The following is a 16,340-nucleotide window of genomic DNA, read 5'->3' as shown; positions in this document are numbered from 1 at the left end:
AAGGCCGTCAGGCTTAGCGCGCGGACCGGCCGAACGGAACCCGCGCCGACTGACGGAAAGGCCGAAAACTGGTGCCGCATGCCGGACTCGAACCAGCGACCCACGCATTACGAATGCGTTGCTCTACCAGCTGAGCTAATGCGGCGACCGGGCCCGCTTGCGCGGGGCGCGTGGCAGAGGCCGGTTCCATAGCCCGCCCGGGGCGGCGAGGCAAGGCGGCGCCCCGCCGGCGGCGCCGTCACAGAAGGCCGCCGCCGACATCGCCGTCCGCCCCGGCGCCGAGGGCGCGCGCGGCGGCCTGGCGCGCGAAGCGCAGAGTGAGCGCCCGGCGCCGGGCGGGCGCGAGCGGGCGCTCGGGCGCGGCGCGCATGATCGCCCCGCCGAAGGCGTCCGCCAGAATGAGCCCCTCGCCCGCCGGCAGGAGCCCGGCCGGAAAGTCCCGCCCCACCGCGAAGTAGAACGCGTCGCAATAGCCGAGATAATCCGTCCACTTCGCATCGGCCTCGAAATCCGCCTGGCAGGACTTGATCTCGGCGAAGACGAGCCGGCCGGCCCGGTCGAGGCCGGCGAGGTCGGCGCGCCGGCCGTTGGGCAGGCGGAACTCGGCCAGCGGGGCGAGGCCGAGCTCGGCGAACAGCCGCGCCACGCCGCGCGTCAGCGCCGCGGTCACGTCCGGACGCGCCGCGCCGGGCGCGCCGTCCGGCGCGGGTTCGCGCAAGCGCGCGCGCAGCCTCTCGCGAAGGGGCCCAGCCTCGAGGTTCCGCATTTGTTCATGGAAGCGCGGCGAACGCGCCGCGTCAAGCCGCCGCTATGGCCGCCGGGCGCGCCGTCAGCCCTGAAACTCCGGCAGACGCACCACGAGGCCGTCGAGAGCCTCGCTGACCGTGATCTGGCAGGACAGGCGCGAGTTCTCCTTCGGCTCATAGGCGAAGTCGAGCATCGACTCCTCCATCGCCTCGGGCTTGCCGGTCTTGTCGCGCCAGGCCTCGTCCACATAGACGTGACAGGTCGCGCAGGCGCACGCGCCCCCGCAATCGGCGTCGATGCCCGGAACCATGTTGCGCACCGCCGCCTCCATCACGGAAAGGCCGACCTCGGCCTCGACGACATGCTCGGTTCCGTCATTCTCGATGAAGGTGATTTTCGGCATCGGCCTTTTCGTCCTCGTCACGTAAGCAGCGATTTAAGGTCTGCGTCGGGATCGGCAAGCGTTTTGGGGCTCGGGCGCGCCTTTGCGGCGATCAGCCGCTTGCCCACGGCGAAGGCGGGGATGTCGTTGAGGGCGTCGACCGCGATCAGGCGGCCTTCGCGCAGATACCATGCCGCGCGTGCCTTCGCGCCGGGCGCGCCGCGCTCGACGATTTCGTCGGCGCCGGCGCCGATCCCAGCGGTCTGGAGCTTGGCGTCGTACTGGTCCGACCAGAACCACGGAACCGCGTCGTAGACCGTCCGCCGGCCGGCCATGTTGGCGGCGGCGGCCTTGGCCTGTTCGATGGCGTTGGGCACGGACTCGAGCCGCATCCGCCGGCCGTAAAGCGGCGACGGGAAATTCGCGCAGTCCCCGGCGGCCCAGACGGCGGGGTCTTCGGTGCGCGCCGTCTCGTCGACGACGATCCCGTCGTCGACCGGCAGGCCCGCCGCGGCGGCGAGCCCGGTCTCCGGCGCGGCGCCGATGGCGACGAGGACCGCGTCGCAGGCGATCGCCTCCCCGCTTGCGAGGACCGCCGCCTCGACGCGCCCGCGCCCTTCGAAGGCCGCGACCGTCTCGCCGAAGCGCAGCTCGACGCCATGGGCGCGGTGCAGCGCCTCGAACCAGGCCGAGACCGGCGGGCCGGCGACGCGCTTGAGGGCGCGCTCTGCCGCCTCGACCGCCGTGACGGCGAGGCCCGCCTTGCGCGCGACCGCCGCGACCTCGAGCCCGATATAGCCGGCGCCGACGACGACCAGCCGCCGGGCGCCGGCCAGCAGCGGGCGCAGCGCGTCGCTGTCGTCGATCCCGCGCAGATAGGCGACGCCCGCGAGATCCGCGCCGGGACAGGCGAGCCGGCGCGGCGGCGCCCCGGTCGCGATCAGCAGCCGGTCATAGGCGAGCGCCTCGCCCGTATCGAGCGCGACCCGGCGCGCCGCCCGGTCGATGCGCGCGACCCGCGCGCCGAGCCGCAGCGCGATGTTCTCCTTCTCGTAAAAGGCGGCGGGCCTGAGCCATAGCCGGTCGCGGGCGAGCGCGCCCTGAAGATAGGCCTTGGACAGGGGCGGGCGCTGATAGGGCGGATGCGCCTCGGCGCCGATCAGCGCGACGGCGCCGGCGAACCCCTCCTGGCGCAGGCTCGCCGCGGCCTGCGCGCCCGCCTGGCCGGCGCCGATGATGACGATGCGCTCGGTCAAGAGCTCCTCCGGGATCGGGCGTCGTTAGCGGCTCGCCCGCCGGCCCGTCAACGCCCGCGCGCGGCGGGCGCGGGGTTCGCCGGCAGACCGGAGTGGCGTGACCCCGATGATTTTATCTCTTATGCTGCTAGAGGCCGACCTGGGCAAGAACTGGACAACCAGCTTTATTAAAGTCTTTGCGAACCTTTAGAGAAAAAATTATCCAGCCAAGAACTCGTTCAGAACCGTTTGATCAGGCTCTTGATCCATGAGATGCAAAGCTCGATGGCAAGGTCAGTTTGCTGGGGTGTAAAAGACGGCATTTCTGCGCTTCCAGGTCCGTGACCAAGCGGATTCCGCAGCTTGGTGAAAATCGCCTTCAGTGCCTCGGCTTCCCAACTCTCGATATACTGGGCATCTCGCTTGGCAAGATTATCAATGTAATTGTGGGCTCCTCGCTCTCCGCCGCGCGTCCATTCCTTTTTGTCTGATATGATCTTTATGGCGCTTTCGAGCGCGCGGACCGCATACCAAGCCGGATCGCGGTCGCCATTGTCGCGCCGGTCAATGGCTTCTTTCATGTCAATATCGACGTTCTTCCAGAGCGGATCTGAAACCAACTGCCAAAACGGCTGTTCAGCTTCCTTGAGGAACAGCGGATCCTCGGAGATTTGAATGAACCCGTTGTGATAGTGCAGCCCGCATCCTGCCTGCCTGAATCGGGTGTTCAGTTCATCAACACTGGCTTGGAAAGCCTCGTTAAGATTCTTATTCCATGCTTTCAAGCCGGGCGCTGGATCGCTTGGGATTCGCAAGCCGCCGGCTGGCCGCAGCTTTGCTTTCAAAATCTGCTGCGGCAGTTCGGCGTTTGCTTTCGCAACAGCCGCCTCCTTCTTTCTGAAAGCAATCTCCACCAAGCTCAAGCGTTCCTTAATGAAAGCATCGACATCTTGAACTCCTACTGGATCAGCGTGCATCCAATTCTCGCAAACCGTTATGATCGGCCACGCGCCCGAAACAGTAGTCTGCTTTCCTGCGAAGGCCGTTTGATAGGAATAGGCCATTTGAGAGAGACTTTTCAGGCCCAACTCAACAGACAGTCGGTTATGAATATCCTCCCAAAAGGCCTTTCCGTTCGGGTTCACTTTTCCATCTGCATCATAATAAGGCGCGATATTTTCACTAATAATACTGAAAGCCTGCACAAGGAGTTCCTTTTCCGTGCGCGTATAATTATTCCAAATCGGACGGTTCGCGTATCGCTTTGCGAAAATATCCGTTAACAACTTGAAGCCTCACGTTCGTCTGCTCAACCAGTTGGAGCGAATCACTTCTTTTAAGCGTTCTGGGATCGCCCAACTTTGACATGATTAGGTCTCTAGCGCTGCATGTCTATCCCTGCGTTAATGTAGTAAGCTACTAGCAGTTATCAAGCAAAGTGCGATGAGCCCGGACAGCCATGTCGATCGCCTGATGGGCAGATTGCGGTATTACCTGACCAACGCTGTCAGACGCAGTTCGTCGAAGTAACGTGCGCTGCCCGCACACGCCCATCGCCCTTCTATCGCAGTGACTCGCAGGCGACGCCGTCATTGTCGGCGTCAAGGCGGTGCGGGTCGCCCGGCCCGCTTGCGCGGAAGAAGCTCTGCGCCGCTTCCCAGGACGGAAAGTCGCCGCAATCCATATCCGCGCCGCGGGGCGACGGCGCGGCGGACCGCGTCGGCGTCGGCTGCGGGCCGCGATGACAGTGATAGGGCTGCGAGCCGGCATGACAGCCGTTGCGGTCAAGACCTCCCGGATGGGCGGCGAGGCTGCCGGCGAATAACGCCACTGCCGCGCCGACGAGGGCGAGCGTCGCTTGAACTTTCATCGCGAGGCCCTCTCTTTTTCTTCTCTCAACGCCGGAGAGTCTCGGCTTGAACGTGGAAAGGGCAGGTTATCGCGCCCCGCGCGGTTTTACGGAGGACGGTAGGGTTACCGCCGGTCGCGCGCCCCATCCGCCCATTGCGCTTCGCCCGATCCGGCCTATCTTGCCGCCCCGCCTGCGAGGATCGCGCATGGACGACGGACTGTTTCTTCCCCACGAGGCCGCCACGGCCGCGCTGGGCGCGCGGCTCGCCCCGCTGGCGCGCGCGGGCGACGCGATCGGGCTTTCGGGCCCGCTCGGCGCGGGCAAGACCACCCTTGCGCGCGGGCTCATCGGGGCGCTGACGGGCGCGCGCGAGACGCCGAGCCCCACTTTCGCCCTCGTCGAGCCCTATGAGGTCAGGCCCGGCGCGCCGGACGGCTTCACCCTGTGGCATTTCGACCTCTATCGGCTGGAGAAGGCCGAAGACGTGTGGGAGCTCGGCTGGGAGGAGGCGCTGGAGACCGGCGCCGCGCTCATCGAATGGCCCGAGCGCGTCGCCGCGCTCTTGCCCGCGCGCGCGCTCGTCCTGCGCCTTGAGCCCGAAGGCGCGGGCCGGCGCGTCCGCTTCGCCGGCGGCGGCGACTGGCCGGACCGGCTCGCCCGCGCGGGCGTCGCCGCGTAACGGGAATCGTTTACAACGCTGTCCATGACCCTCGCCGCAAGCAGCCTTTCCGAAGATCGCCAGGCCGCGCGCGCGGCCTTTCTCGCCGCCGCCGGCTGGGCCGAAGCCGAAGCGCGCCCGCTCGCCGGCGACGCCTCGACGCGCAGCTATGAGCGCCTGTCCCTCGGCGGGCGCACGGCGCTTTTGATGAACGCCCCGCCCGCGGCGGAAAGCGCGCCCTGCCCGCCCGGCGCGAGCGCGGACGAGCGCCGCCGGCTCGGCTACAACGCGATGGCGCGCCTGGCCGGGCCCAATCTCAACGCCTTCCTCGCCGTCGCCGAGACGCTGCGCGCGGCCGGGCTTTCCGCGCCGGCGGTCTACGCCGCCGACGCCGCGACGGGCTTCGCGCTGATCGAGGATCTGGGCGACGACCTCTACTCCCGCGCGATCGCGGCGGGCGCGGACGAACGCGCGCTGTACGAGGCCGCCATCGACGCGCTGCTTGCGCTGGCCGAGGCGGCTCCGCCGCCGCCGACAACGGCGGGCTATGCGATGCTCGACTATGATCGCATCGCGATGGAGGCCGAGATCGGCCTGCTGCCTGAATGGTGGCGCCGGCTGCGCGCCGGCGCGCCCGCTCCGGCGAGCCTGACGGCGGACTATTTCGCCGCCTGGGCCGGCCTGCTCGACGCCCTGTCGGCGCCGTCGCTCATGGCGCTGCGGGATTACCACGCGGACAACCTTCTCTGGCTGCCCTGGCGCGAAGGCCCGGCGCGGGTCGGGATCATCGACTTTCAGGACGCGCTCGTGGGCCAGCCGGCCTACGATCTCGTCTCGCTGCTCGAAGACGCGCGCCGGGATGTCGGGGAAGACCTCGCCGAGGCGATGATCGCGCGCTACTGCGCGCGCGCGCGCGACGCGGGGCGCTTCGACGAGGAGGCCTTCCGCCGCGATTACGCGATCCTCGCCGCGCAGCGCAACGCCAAGATTCTCGGCATCTTCGCGCGGCTCGTGCTGCGCGACGGCAAGACGCGCTACGCCGCGCTGCTGCCGCGGGTCGAGGCCCTTTTCCGCCGCGATCTGGCGCGGCCCCCGCTCGCGCCCGTGCGCGCCATGATCGAGCGGCGTTTCCCGGAGCTCGCCCCATGAGCCGGACGCCGAAGCGCGCGATGGTGCTGGCCGCGGGGCTGGGCGTGCGGATGCGTCCGCTTACGGACGAAATGCCGAAGCCGCTCGTCCCCGTCGCCGGCAAGGCGCTCATCGACTATGCGCTCGACCGCTTCGCGGGCGCCGGCGTCGAGACCGCCGTCGTCAACGCGCATCACTTCGCCGACATGCTGGAGGCGCATCTCGCCGACCGGCGCGCCCCGCGCATCGTCGTCTCCGACGAGCGCGCGCGGCTGATGGAGACCGGCGGCGGGCTGATGCAGGCGCGCGCGCTGCTCGGCGAGGGGCCGGTTTTCTGCACGAACACCGACGCGATCCTGATCGACGCGCCCGGATCGGAGGCCTGCGCGCGCCTCGCCGACGCGTGGGACCCGGCGCGCATGGACGCGCTTCTGCTGCTCGCGCCCATCGAGGCCGCGAGCGGCTATGACGGGGCCGGCGACTTCGATCTCGGCGCAGACGGCGGGCTCGCCTGGCGGTCGGGCCCGCGCGCGCCTTACGTCTATACGGGTCTGCAGATCATTTCGCTCAATCTTCTCGACAGCGCGCCGGAGGGGCCCTTCTCCATGCGCGCGTTGTGGGAGAAGGCGGCCGCGGCGGGGCGCCTGCGCGGCGTCGTCCATCGCGGGGCGTGGATGCATGTGGGCGACCCGGCCGGGCTTGCGGCCGCCGAGCGCCGGCTCGCCGCAATAGGGGCCGCCGCGCCATGACCGCGCGCGGGCAGGACGCGCCGCCTGCGGACGTTTTCGCCGCGCCGGCGCCGAGGGTCTATTCGATCGACGCGGGCCGGCCTTTCCTCGCAGATCTCGCGCGCGGCCTTCTCGCCAGCCTGCCCGCCGACCCGCTCGCCCTCGCCGACGTCGAAATCCTGCTGCCGACCCGGCGCGCCGCGCGCGCGCTCATCGATGCGTTCGTCGCCGCCGCGCCGGGCGGGCGGGCGAGCCTTCTGCCGCGCCTTCGCCCGCTCGGCGACGCGGACGAGGACGAAATCGCGCTCGACGCGGCCGCGAGCGAGGACGACCTCGACCTGCCGCCCGCCGTCTCGCCGCTTGAGCGCCGGCTCGTCCTGGCGCGCATGGTCGCGGCCGCCGACAGGGCGTTCGCCGGCCAGGAGAACTGGCCGGCGGCGATCGCCGCCGCGCAGGCGCTCGCCGGCCTTCTCGATTCTTTTTATACGGAGGAAATCGGTTTCGCGAAGCTCGAAGGGCTCGTCCCCGCCGAACACGCGGCCCACTGGGCGCGCTCGGCGAAGTTTCTCGAAATCGTCGCCGAAGCCTGGCCGGACTGGCTCGCCGCCCGCGGCGCGATGGACCCGGCCGAGCGGCGCGCGCGGCTGATCCGGCGGCAGGCCGAACGCCTGGCGCGCCTGAAGCCCGGCCATCCGATCGTCGTCGCCGGCACGACCGGAAGCGCGCCCGCCGTCGCGGCGCTGATGGGCGTGGTCGCCGGCCTGCCCCGCGGCGCGGTCGTCCTGCCCGGCCTCGACCGGGCGCTGGCGCGCGACGAAAAGGCCTGGGGCGCGATCGACGACCCGCACCCGCAGGCGGGACTCAAGGCGCTCGTCGAAAAGCTCGCCGTCGCCCCGGGCGCGGTCCGGCCCTGGCCGGGGAGCGCCGATCAGCCTGCGGACGGATCGCCGCGCGGGCGGCTCGTCTCGCTCGCCCTGCGCCCGGCGGAGGCGACCGACGACTGGCTCCGGCTGGTGAACGCGGCGGCGCAGGCCGATCCCGGCCTTGCGCGGGCCTGCGCGGGCCTTTCCCTCGTCGAGGCCGCCGACGAGGAGGCCGAAGCGGCCGCGGCGGCGCTGATCTTCCGCGAGACGCTGGAGACGCCGGGCGAAACGGCGATGCTGGTCACGCCCGACCGCAATCTCGCCCGCCGGGTCGCGGCCCGCATGCGCCGCTGGGGCGTCGCGGTCGACGATTCCGCCGGCGTTCCGTTCACGAACAGTCCGTGCGGGACTTATCTGCGGCTCGCCGCGGCCTGGCTCGCCGCGCCGTCAGACCCCCATGCGACGCTCGCCCTGGCGCGCCATCCGCTCGCCGGCTTCGGCCTGGACGCGCCCGCCCGCCGCAGAGCCGTCAGGGCGCTGGACCGGGGCCTGCGGGGCCTCGCGCCCGGACCCGGCGTCGCGGGCCTGCGCGCCCGGCTCGACGAAGACGCGCGCCGGGCCGAAGCAGCCGCGCCGCTTCTCGCCGCGCTCGAGTCCGCCGCGGCCGGCTGGCCTGACCGCGCGAAAGCGCCGTTTACGGATTTTCTGCTCGCCCATCTGGCCGCCGCCGAGGCGCTCGCCGCGCGCGCGGACGAGCCGGGCGCGGAGCGCCTGTGGCGCGGCGAGGACGGGGAGGCGGGCGCCGCCCTGCTCGCCGAGCTGCGCGACAGCGCCGAGGCGCTCGGCGAGATCGCCGCGAGCGACTACCCGCCCGCCTTTTCGCAGCTTCTGGCCGGGGCGAGCGTGCGCCGGCGCGTCCCGACCCATCCGCGCCTGTCCATTCTCGGCCCGCTGGAGGCGCGCCTTCAGTCGGCCGACGTGGTCATTCTCGGCGGGCTCAACGAAGGCGTGTGGCCGGGCGAGGCCGAGGCCGACCCTTTCCTGTCGCGGCCGATGCGGCGCGCGCTGGGCCTGCCTTCGCCGGAGCGGCGCATCGGCCTTTCCGCGCACGATTTCGCGCAGCTCGCCGCCGCGCCCGAAGTCGCGCTTCTGCGCGCGGCGCGGGCGGGCGGCGCGCCGGCCAAGCCGTCGCGCTGGATCGTCCGTTTAAAGAATATTCTCGCTGGCGCCGGGGTGCTCGACGCCGTCGACCGGAGCGCGCGCTTCGCCGCCTGGGCGCGCGCGCTCGACGAAGCGGGCCCTGCCCGGCCCGTTCCCCCGCCCGCGCCGAGACCGCCGCTTGCGGCGCGCCCGCGCGCGCTTTCCGTCACGCGGATCGAGACCTGGCTGCGCGACCCTTATGCGATCTACGCCCGCTACGTGCTGGGCCTGCGCAAGCTCGATCCGGTCGGCGAGACGTTCGGCGCGAAGCATCTTGGCTCGCTGCTGCACAAGACGTTCGAGGACTACGCGCGCGAATATGATTCGCGCCCGATTGCGGACATCTTCGCCGCGCACGCGCCTGCTTACGGATACGGCCCCGTCGAGGCGGCGCTGTGGGGCCCGCTCGTCGCCGATTCCCTCGACTGGTTTGCGCGCTTTCACGCCGAGCGCCTCGCCGAAGGCGCGCCGGCCGCGCTCGAAGCCGAAGGCGAGACGGCGATTCCATCTGTCGGCGGACCGTTCATCCTGCGTGCGCGCGCCGACCGCATCGATCTTCTGAAAGACGGGGCCGCTTTCGTCTACGACTACAAGTCGACTCTGCCGACGGCCAGGCAGATGAAGCTGTTCCGGATGCAGCTTCCCTTGACGGCGCTGATCGTCGAGGCCGGCGGCTTTGCGGAACTGGGCGCGCGGCCGGTCGCGGGCTTTCTCTATCTCAAGACCGTCGACCGCAAGGGCGCGGGCGAGACGCGCGGCGCGGCGGGCGCGGACGCGGCGGAGATTGTCAGCGCGGCCAAGGAGGGGATCGCTCGCTGGATCGCGGCCTTCGACGATCCGGACACGCCCTATCTGTCGCAGCCGCGCGCCGAGTTCGTCGACGATTACGGCGACTACGACCGTCTCGCGCGGCGGCGCGAATGGGGCGCGCAGGGCGAGGGAGAAGCTCCGTGAGCGCGCTCGACCAAACCCTCGCGGCCCAGCGCGCCGCCGCCGCGCCGCACGCCTCCGCCTTCGTGGCGGCCAACGCCGGCGCCGGAAAGACGCGGGTGCTGACCGACCGCGTCGCGCGGCTCCTCCTCGCCGGCGCGGCGCCGTCGAAGATTCTCTGCATCACCTTCACCAAGGCCGCCGCCGCGGAAATGGCGGACCGGCTGTTCAGACTGCTGGGCGATTGGGCGCTCGCCGAGGACGGCGCGCTCGCGAAAGCGCTCGACGATCTCGAAGGCGCCGCGCGGACGCGCGATGCGGACGACCTCGCCAAGGCGCGCCGGCTCTTCGCCCGCGCGCTGGAGACGCCCGGCGGACTGAAGATCCAGACCATCCACGCCTTCTGCGAAAGCGTGCTGAAGCGCTTTCCGCTCGAAGCCGGCGCGCCGCCCGGCTTTTCGGTGATCGAAGAGGCCGAGGCCGCCGCGCTCGCCGGCGCGGCGGTCGACCAGGTCGCGGAACGGGCCGCGGGCGGGACGCTCGGCGCGGCGTTCGCCCGGCTTGCGGCCCGGCTGGGCGGGCGTGATCTGCGCGCGCTTCTCGCCGGCGCGATCGCCGGCCGGCAGGCGCTCGAAGGCGCGCTTCGCGCCGTCGGCGGCTGGGAGACGCTGCTGGCGGAAACGGCCCGGGCGCTCGGCGTCGATCCCGAGGAGGACGAAGAGGCGATCATCGCCGCCGCGGCGGCCGACTTCGCGCCGGCCGACATTCGCCGCATGCAGGCCGCCTTTCGCCTCGGCGGCAAGACCGTCAACCGTTTCGCGGAGAACGACATCGAACGCTTTTTCGCCGCCGACTCGCCGTCCGAGCGGCTTGAAGCGCTCAAGCCGATTTTCCTCACCCAGAAGGGCGAGCCGCGCCAGAGGCTGGCGGACCGCGCTTCGATCAATTCGGATCCCTGGATTGAGGGCTACCTCGCCGCGAAGCAGGCCACGCTCTTCGAAGCCCTCGATCGGGCGAGGGCGGCGCGCGCCTTCGCCGACACGCGCGCGCTGCATCTCGTCCTGCGCGAGGCGTTATCCGTCTACGAAGCGATGAAGACGGCGCGGGCGGGTCTCGACTATGACGACCTCATCTTTCATGCGCGCCGGCTGTTCGCCGACCGCGCCGGGGCGGCCTGGGTTCTGTGGAAGCTCGATCAGGGACTCGACCACATCCTGCTCGACGAGGCGCAGGACACGAGCCCCGCGCAGTGGTCCGTGGTCGAGGCGCCGCTGGAGGAGTTCTTCGCCGGCGCGGGCGCGCGCGCCGAGCGGCGCACCTTTTTCGCCGTCGGCGACCAGAAGCAGTCGATCTACTCCTTCCAGGGCGCCGACGCCGGTCTGTTTCAGGAAAAGCGCGCCGATCTCGCCAAGAAGATCGCGGCGGTCGCGCCGTTCGTCGACCGGCCGCTGACCCTGTCGTTCCGCACCGCCGCGCCGGTTCTGTCCTTCGTCGACACGCTGTTCGCCGAGCCGGAAGCGCGCGCGGGACTGGGCGAGGACGGGCCGCTGCGCCACGGCGTCTATCGCAAGGGCGCGGGCGGGCGCGTCGAGGTCTGGCCGCTGACGCCCCATCCCGAAGCGCCCGAGAACGAGCCCTGGGACGCGCCGCTCGACGCGGCCCCCGCCCGGCATCCGGCGCGCGCCCTGGCGCGCTGCGTGGCCGCGACCATCCGGCGCTGGCTCGACGCGGGCGAGCCGCTTGCCTCCGCCGGCCGGCCGATCGCGCCGGGCGACGTGATGATCCTCGTGCAGAGCCGCGCCGCGCTTTTCCACGAGACGATCCGGGCGCTGAACGAATGCGGCGTGCCTGTCGCCGGCGCCGACCGGCTGAAGCTGCTCGAGGACGCGGCGGTCGAGGACCTGCTTTCTTATGCGCGCTGCGTTCTTCTCGATACGGATGACCTGTCGCTCGCCGAAACGCTGAAAAGCCCCTTTTTCGGCCTTGACGACGAAGACCTGTTCGCGCTGACGCGCGAGCCCCGCTCTTCGCTCTGGGCGGCGCTGCGCGCGCGCGCCGACGAGCGCGAAAGCTGGGCGCGCGCCGTGCGGGAGATCGCCGCGGCGCGCCGGATCGCGCTGCGCGAGGGCGGCTACGCCTTCTTCTGTCACGTCCTGGAGACCGGCGCGCCTTCCGGGCGCAGGCGTCTTTACGCGCGGCTCGGCGCGGCGAGCCGCGAGACCGTGGACGAGCTTCTGCGCCAGGCGCTCGATTACGAGCTTTCCCATCCGCGCAGCCTGCAAGGCTTTCTCGCCTGGATCGAAGCGCGCGCCGGCGAGATCAAGCGCGAGATGGACCAGGCCTCGGGCGCCGTGCGCGTCATGACCGCGCACGGCGCGAAGGGCCTCGAAGCGCCGATCGTGTTTCTCATCGACGCCCATCGCCGGCCCGATGCAGGCAAGATCGGGCCGTTGCTGCGTCTGCCGGCGCCGGCGGGCGCGCCGCGCCCGCGCGGGCTGTTCGCGCTCGCCGGAACGAAGGACGAAGACTGCGCCGCGCTGACCGCCGCGCGCGCGGAAGAGAAGCGCCTTCAGTATGAGGAATACCGCCGCCTGCTTTACGTGGCGGCGACGCGCGCGCGCGACCGGCTGTATGTCTGCGGCGTCGCGGATCGCCGCGACAAGGATCCGTCGGCCCGTCCGATGACGGAGAAAAGCTGGCATGCGCTGGCGCAGGACGCGATGGCGCGCCTCGAAGGCGCGGTCGAGCGCGTTCAGCATCCGGAAGGCTGGGGCGAAACCCTGATCCTTTCCGCGCCGCAGACCGCGCCGCCGGAGAGCGAAGCGGCCCGGACGGCGCCGTCCGCGCCGCCAGCGCCCGGCTGGCTCGCCCGGCCGGCCGCGCCCGAAGCATCGCCGGCGCGCCTTGCGCCCTCGCGGCTCGCCGGCGAGGCTGAAACCCGCGCCGAGACGGGCGCCTATTCGCCGCTGCGCCCCGCCGACCGGTTCCTCCGCGGGCGGACGCTGCATCGCCTGCTCGAGCTGCTGCCGCAGGCCGCTCCCGGCGAGCGGCCCGCCGCCGCGGACCGGCTGCTCGCCCGACTCGCCCCGGCCGTCGCCGCGGACGAAAGGGCCCGCTGGCGGGCGGAGGTCCTGCGGGTGCTGGACGATCCCGCCTTCGCGCCGGTCTTCGCCCCGACGAGCCGCGCCGAGGTTCCCGTCGCGGGAACGCCGAGGGGCGCGCGGGCGGCCGTCTCCGGCGTCATCGACCGAATCGCCGTGACGGAAGGCCGCGTACTGATCGTCGATTACAAGACCAACCGCCCGCCGCCTGCGCGCGTCGAGGACGCGCCGGCCGCCTATGTCGCCCAGCTCGCCGCCTATCGGGCGTTGCTTCAGGAAATCTATCCAGACAGGGAGATTTCCTGCGCCCTTCTGTGGACCTATGACGCGCGGCTGATGACGGTTCCCCCGGCGCTGCTCGATCACGCCCTTGAGACCGCGCTCGTCTGACGCCTTGAACTCCGGCGCCGGCCCCTTATGTTGGCGGTCCGCCGCGCCGAATCGGCGTCAGGTCAAACCGTCGCACGACAGCAGGGCCCGGGCGCGCCGGGCGTAAGAGGAGTATTCCGGCATGGGCATCAAGAACGTCACCGACGCCTCGTTCGACGCGGACGTTTTGCAGGCGGGCGAGCCGGTGCTCGTCGATTTCTGGGCCGAATGGTGCGGACCGTGCCGCCAGATCGCCCCGGCGCTCGAAGAGCTTTCGCAGGAATTCGACGGCAAGCTCGCCATCGCCAAGATCAATATCGACGAAAACCCGGAAACGCCGGGCCGTTACGGCGTGCGCGGCATTCCGACGCTGATGATCTTCAAGGACGGCGAACTCGCCGCCACCAAGGTCGGCGCCGCGCCGAAATCGGCCATCGCCGCCTGGATCAAGGGCGAGATCGCCTGAGCCGCGATCATTGATCCGTATGCTGAGCCGCCGCCGGTCGCCCTGACCGGCGGCGCGCCTCATGAGGGCCGCCGATCGCCCAGCGGCGAATTCTTCCACCTTTATGCGGAAGTCGCCCTTCGGAAAAACAAAGACTTAGCAAAAAAGCGGGGATAGTTATCCCCGCCTCTCCGCCCGGCCCCATGCTGGGCGCATGACGACGACCGCATCTGTCCTGTCGCTCTCGCCGCGCGCCGCGCGCGCGAGGCCCTTCGAGGCGAAACCGCGCGATTCGCGCAAAGGCGAATCGTTCGAAATCCGCCTGCGGAGCGCGGACAAGCTGAGTCGAATCGATTCGCCGCTTTTGCGGATCGCGCGCTTCGGCCCCGCCCGCTCGCCTTCCGGGAAAGGCCGCCGCGCCGGAGACGCCGCGCCGTCAGCCGTTTTCGCGCAGCACCTCGCCCGCGAGATAGAGCGAGCCGCAGATGAGCAGCCGCGCGGGCGCGCGGCTCTCGCCGACGGCGAGGCGGAGCGCCTCCTCGATCGAGGCGCAGGGCCTGGCCGGCAGCCCCGCGCGCTCGGCCGCGGCCGCGACGTCCTCGGGCGGCGCGGCGCCGTCGTGATCGGCCCGCACCGTAAAGACGGCCGAGGCGACGCCGGCGAAAGCGGCGAAAAAGCCTTCCTGGTCCTTGTTCGCCTGCATGCCGGCGATCAGCACGAGCGGGCGCGGCGCCTTCTCCTCCATGTCGGCCATGGCCGCGGCGACCGCGCGCGCCGCATGCGGATTGTGCCCGCCGTCGAGCCAGATCTCCGCCTCGTCGCCGAAGCGCGCGCGCGCGAAATCGACGATCGGCCCGCGCCTGAGGCGCTGCAGGCGGGCGGGCCAGCGCGCCGATACGACGCCTGCGGACAAAATGTTGTCGTCGAACCCGAGTCCCGCCGCCTTGACCGTCGCGACCGCCAGGCCGGCGTTGGCGATCTGGTGAACGCCGGGAAGGCGCGGCGGATCGAGATCGCTGAGGCCGTCATCGTCCTGATAGACGAGCCGGCCGTGCTCGAGAAACGCGTTCCACCCCAGACCATAGGCGAAGAACGGCGCGCCGACGGCGTTCGCGCGCGCTTCGAAGACCTGCATGGCCTCGGGCGTCTGCGGGCCGACCACCGCCGGCGCGCCGGCGCGGAAGATGCCCGCCTTTTCGCCCGCGATGGCCGCAAGGGTGTCGCCCAGAAATTGCTGATGGTCGAGCGCGACCGGGGCGACCGCCGTCGCAAGCGGCGCGTCGATCACGTTCGTGGCGTCGAGCCGGCCGCCGAGGCCCACCTCGAGCACGAGATAGTCCGCCGGCGTCTCGGCGAAGGCCAGAAAGGCCGCGCAGGTCGTCGCCTCGAAGAAGGTGAGCGCTTTCGGCCCCACGTCGCGGTCGCAGCGTTCGAGCGCGTCGCACAGATGCGCGTCGTCGATCTCGCGCCCCGCGAGCACGATGCGCTCGTTGAAGCGCACCAGATGCGGCGAGGTGTAGACGTGTACGGAGTTCCCGGCCGCTTCGAGGATTGCGCGGATATAGGCGACCGTCGAGCCCTTGCCGTTTGTGCCGGCGACGTGGATCACAGGCGGCAGGCGCCGGTGCGGATCGCCGAGGCGGGCGAGCGCGTCTTTCATCCGGTCGAGGCCGAGATCGATCAGCGCCGGCCGCCGTTCGGCGAGGCGCGCGAGAACCGCAGCGGGATCTTTCACGTGAGTCGCGCCTTATTCGGCCGCCTTGTCGAGGGGAACGGGCGCGGCCCTTTCGCCGCCGCCGGCCGCTTTCGGGCGCTCCATCTCGATCGCCGGGCGCGCCGGCGTCGCCACGGCGCCCGTCTTCGTCAGGACGCGGAGCAGGCGCGAGAGCGCCTGGCGCATGTCCTTGCGGTGAACGACCTGATCGATCATGCCCTTTTCGAGCAGAAACTCCGCGCGCTGAAAGCCCTCGGGCAGCGTCTCGCGGATGGTCTGCTCGATCACGCGCGGGCCGGCGAAGCCGATGAGCGCGCCGGGCTCGGCGAAATGCACGTCGCCCAGCATGGCGAAGGAGGCGGTCACCCCGCCGGTCGTCGGATGGGCGTGGACGACGACATAGGGAAGGCGCGCCTCGCGCAGCATCTCGACCGCGATCGTCGTGCGCGGCATCTGCATCAGCGAGAGAATGCCTTCCTGCATCCGCGCCCCGCCCGAGGCGGTGAAGACGACGAGCGGCCGGCGGCGCGCGACCGCTTCTTCAGCGGCCTTGATGAGCGCTTCGCCCAGCGCCATGCCCATCGAGCCGCCCATGAAGTCGAAATCCTGCACGGCGACGATGACGGGCAGGCCCTCGATGGAACCGGCCGCGACCTCCATCGCGTCGTTGCGGCCGGTTTTCTTCCGGTTCTCCTTCAGCCGATCGACATATTTCTTCTCGTCGCGGAACCTGAGCGGGTCCATGACCGGCTCGGGCAGCGCGATCGTCTCATAGATCCCGCCGTCGAAGAGATGCTTCAGCCGCTCGGCGACGGAAATCTTCATGTGATGATTGCACGAGGGGCAGACCTGCAGGCTCGCCTCGAGGTCGCGGCGGAAGATCATCTCGCCGCAGCCGCCGCATTTGACCCACAGGCTGTCGCCGGAGTCCTGGCGTTTGAACATGTTCTTGATTCCCGGCGGCGTCAGATTCGAGAGCCAGCTCATC

The 16,340-nt window shown here is 70.8% G+C and carries 13 protein-coding genes and 1 tRNA gene; 6 read left to right on the top strand and 8 right to left on the bottom strand.

The annotated features are described in order from the left end of the window. Positions 1-69 precede the first annotated feature (69 nt). From CHB64_RS03340 to CHB64_RS15345, 6 genes are all read right to left on the bottom strand, one after another. Positions 70-145: transfer RNA gene (locus CHB64_RS03340), tRNA-Thr, on the bottom strand. 93 nt (positions 146-238) lie between these two features. Further along, positions 239-718, bottom strand: coding sequence for an MmcB family DNA repair protein (locus CHB64_RS03335; protein WP_234993302.1), 480 nt, complete (start codon positions 716-718; stop codon positions 239-241). A gap of 111 nt (positions 719-829) precedes the next feature. Further along, positions 830-1,150: a 2Fe-2S iron-sulfur cluster-binding protein gene (locus CHB64_RS03330; RefSeq protein WP_089411142.1), complete on the bottom strand. Its 321-nt coding sequence runs from the start codon at positions 1,148-1,150 to the stop codon at positions 830-832. Between the two features lie 17 nt (positions 1,151-1,167). Continuing rightward, on the bottom strand, positions 1,168-2,385 hold the full coding sequence (locus CHB64_RS03325; protein ID WP_089411141.1) for an NAD(P)/FAD-dependent oxidoreductase: 1,218 nt from the start codon (positions 2,383-2,385) through the stop codon (positions 1,168-1,170). Between the two features lie 218 nt (positions 2,386-2,603). After that, a complete protein-coding gene (locus CHB64_RS15230; RefSeq protein ID WP_159462401.1) occupies positions 2,604-3,650 on the bottom strand; it encodes an AbiJ-NTD4 domain-containing protein in 1,047 nt (348 codons plus the stop codon). Positions 3,651-3,925: 275 nt separating this feature from the next. Then, on the bottom strand, positions 3,926-4,234 hold the full coding sequence (locus CHB64_RS15345; protein ID WP_200815224.1) for an excalibur calcium-binding domain-containing protein: 309 nt from the start codon (positions 4,232-4,234) through the stop codon (positions 3,926-3,928). Between the two features lie 187 nt (positions 4,235-4,421). On the opposite strand from CHB64_RS15345, the gene tsaE reads away from it, so the two are divergent. The 6 genes from tsaE (at position 4,422) to trxA (ending at position 13,659) form a co-directional block, all read left to right on the top strand. Next, entirely contained in the window at positions 4,422-4,895 is a 474-nt protein-coding gene (tsaE, locus tag CHB64_RS03310; RefSeq protein ID WP_089411140.1) for a tRNA (adenosine(37)-N6)-threonylcarbamoyltransferase complex ATPase subunit type 1 TsaE, read from the top strand. Between the two features lie 24 nt (positions 4,896-4,919). Then, a complete protein-coding gene (locus tag CHB64_RS03305) occupies positions 4,920-6,023 on the top strand; it encodes an aminoglycoside phosphotransferase family protein (RefSeq protein WP_089411139.1) in 1,104 nt (367 codons plus the stop codon). After that, complete coding sequence (locus tag CHB64_RS03300; RefSeq protein WP_089411138.1) at positions 6,020-6,751, top strand: nucleotidyltransferase family protein; 732 nt, start codon at positions 6,020-6,022, stop codon at positions 6,749-6,751. The genes CHB64_RS03305 and CHB64_RS03300 overlap by 4 nt, the downstream gene beginning before the upstream one ends. Then, positions 6,748-9,747 carry a double-strand break repair protein AddB gene (gene addB, locus CHB64_RS03295; RefSeq protein ID WP_089411137.1) on the top strand — a complete coding sequence of 1,000 codons (3,000 nt, stop codon included), beginning with the start codon at positions 6,748-6,750 and terminating at the stop codon, positions 9,745-9,747. Before CHB64_RS03300 ends, addB begins: the two co-directional genes overlap by 4 nt. Continuing rightward, on the top strand, positions 9,744-13,214 hold the full coding sequence (gene addA, locus CHB64_RS03290) for a double-strand break repair helicase AddA (protein WP_159462400.1): 3,471 nt from the start codon (positions 9,744-9,746) through the stop codon (positions 13,212-13,214). The genes addB and addA overlap by 4 nt, the downstream gene beginning before the upstream one ends. A 121-nt stretch (positions 13,215-13,335) precedes the next feature. Beyond that, on the top strand, positions 13,336-13,659 hold the full coding sequence (gene trxA / locus CHB64_RS03285) for a thioredoxin TrxA (RefSeq protein WP_089411135.1): 324 nt from the start codon (positions 13,336-13,338) through the stop codon (positions 13,657-13,659). A 415-nt stretch (positions 13,660-14,074) separates the two neighbouring features. On the opposite strand, the gene CHB64_RS03280 is transcribed toward trxA, so the two are convergent. Together CHB64_RS03280 and accD are read right to left on the bottom strand one after the other, a co-directional pair. Further along, the gene (locus CHB64_RS03280; RefSeq protein ID WP_200815209.1) at positions 14,075-15,373 is read right to left on the bottom strand and encodes a bifunctional folylpolyglutamate synthase/dihydrofolate synthase; all 1,299 of its coding nucleotides are present in this window, start codon (positions 15,371-15,373) and stop codon (positions 14,075-14,077) included. A 12-nt stretch (positions 15,374-15,385) separates the two neighbouring features. Then, entirely contained in the window at positions 15,386-16,339 is a 954-nt protein-coding gene (gene accD / locus CHB64_RS03275) for an acetyl-CoA carboxylase, carboxyltransferase subunit beta (RefSeq protein ID WP_089411134.1), read from the bottom strand. Position 16,340 lies beyond the last annotated feature (1 nt).

Source organism: Amphiplicatus metriothermophilus (assembly GCF_900199215.1).
Classification (GTDB): Bacteria; Pseudomonadota; Alphaproteobacteria; order Caulobacterales; family Parvularculaceae; genus Amphiplicatus; species Amphiplicatus metriothermophilus.
Note: the sequence above shows the minus strand (reverse complement) of the source record. Positions and strands in the feature narration are given on the sequence as shown.

Excerpts from the sequence above, each read along its gene's own strand:
- CHB64_RS03330 (WP_089411142.1), bottom strand. The coding sequence starts at position 1,150 with ATGCCGAAAATCACCTTCATCGAGAATGACGGAACCGAGCATGTCGTC.
- CHB64_RS15345 (WP_200815224.1), bottom strand. The coding sequence starts at position 4,234 with ATGAAAGTTCAAGCGACGCTCGCCCTCGTCGGCGCGGCAGTGGCGTTA.
- tsaE (WP_089411140.1), top strand. The coding sequence starts at position 4,422 with ATGGACGACGGACTGTTTCTTCCCCACGAGGCCGCCACGGCCGCGCTG.
- CHB64_RS03305 (WP_089411139.1), top strand. The coding sequence starts at position 4,920 with ATGACCCTCGCCGCAAGCAGCCTTTCCGAAGATCGCCAGGCCGCGCGC.
- CHB64_RS03300 (WP_089411138.1), top strand. The coding sequence starts at position 6,020 with ATGAGCCGGACGCCGAAGCGCGCGATGGTGCTGGCCGCGGGGCTGGGC.
- addB (WP_089411137.1), top strand. The coding sequence starts at position 6,748 with ATGACCGCGCGCGGGCAGGACGCGCCGCCTGCGGACGTTTTCGCCGCG.
- trxA (WP_089411135.1), top strand. The coding sequence starts at position 13,336 with ATGGGCATCAAGAACGTCACCGACGCCTCGTTCGACGCGGACGTTTTG.
- accD (WP_089411134.1), bottom strand. The coding sequence starts at position 16,339 with ATGAGCTGGCTCTCGAATCTGACGCCGCCGGGAATCAAGAACATGTTC.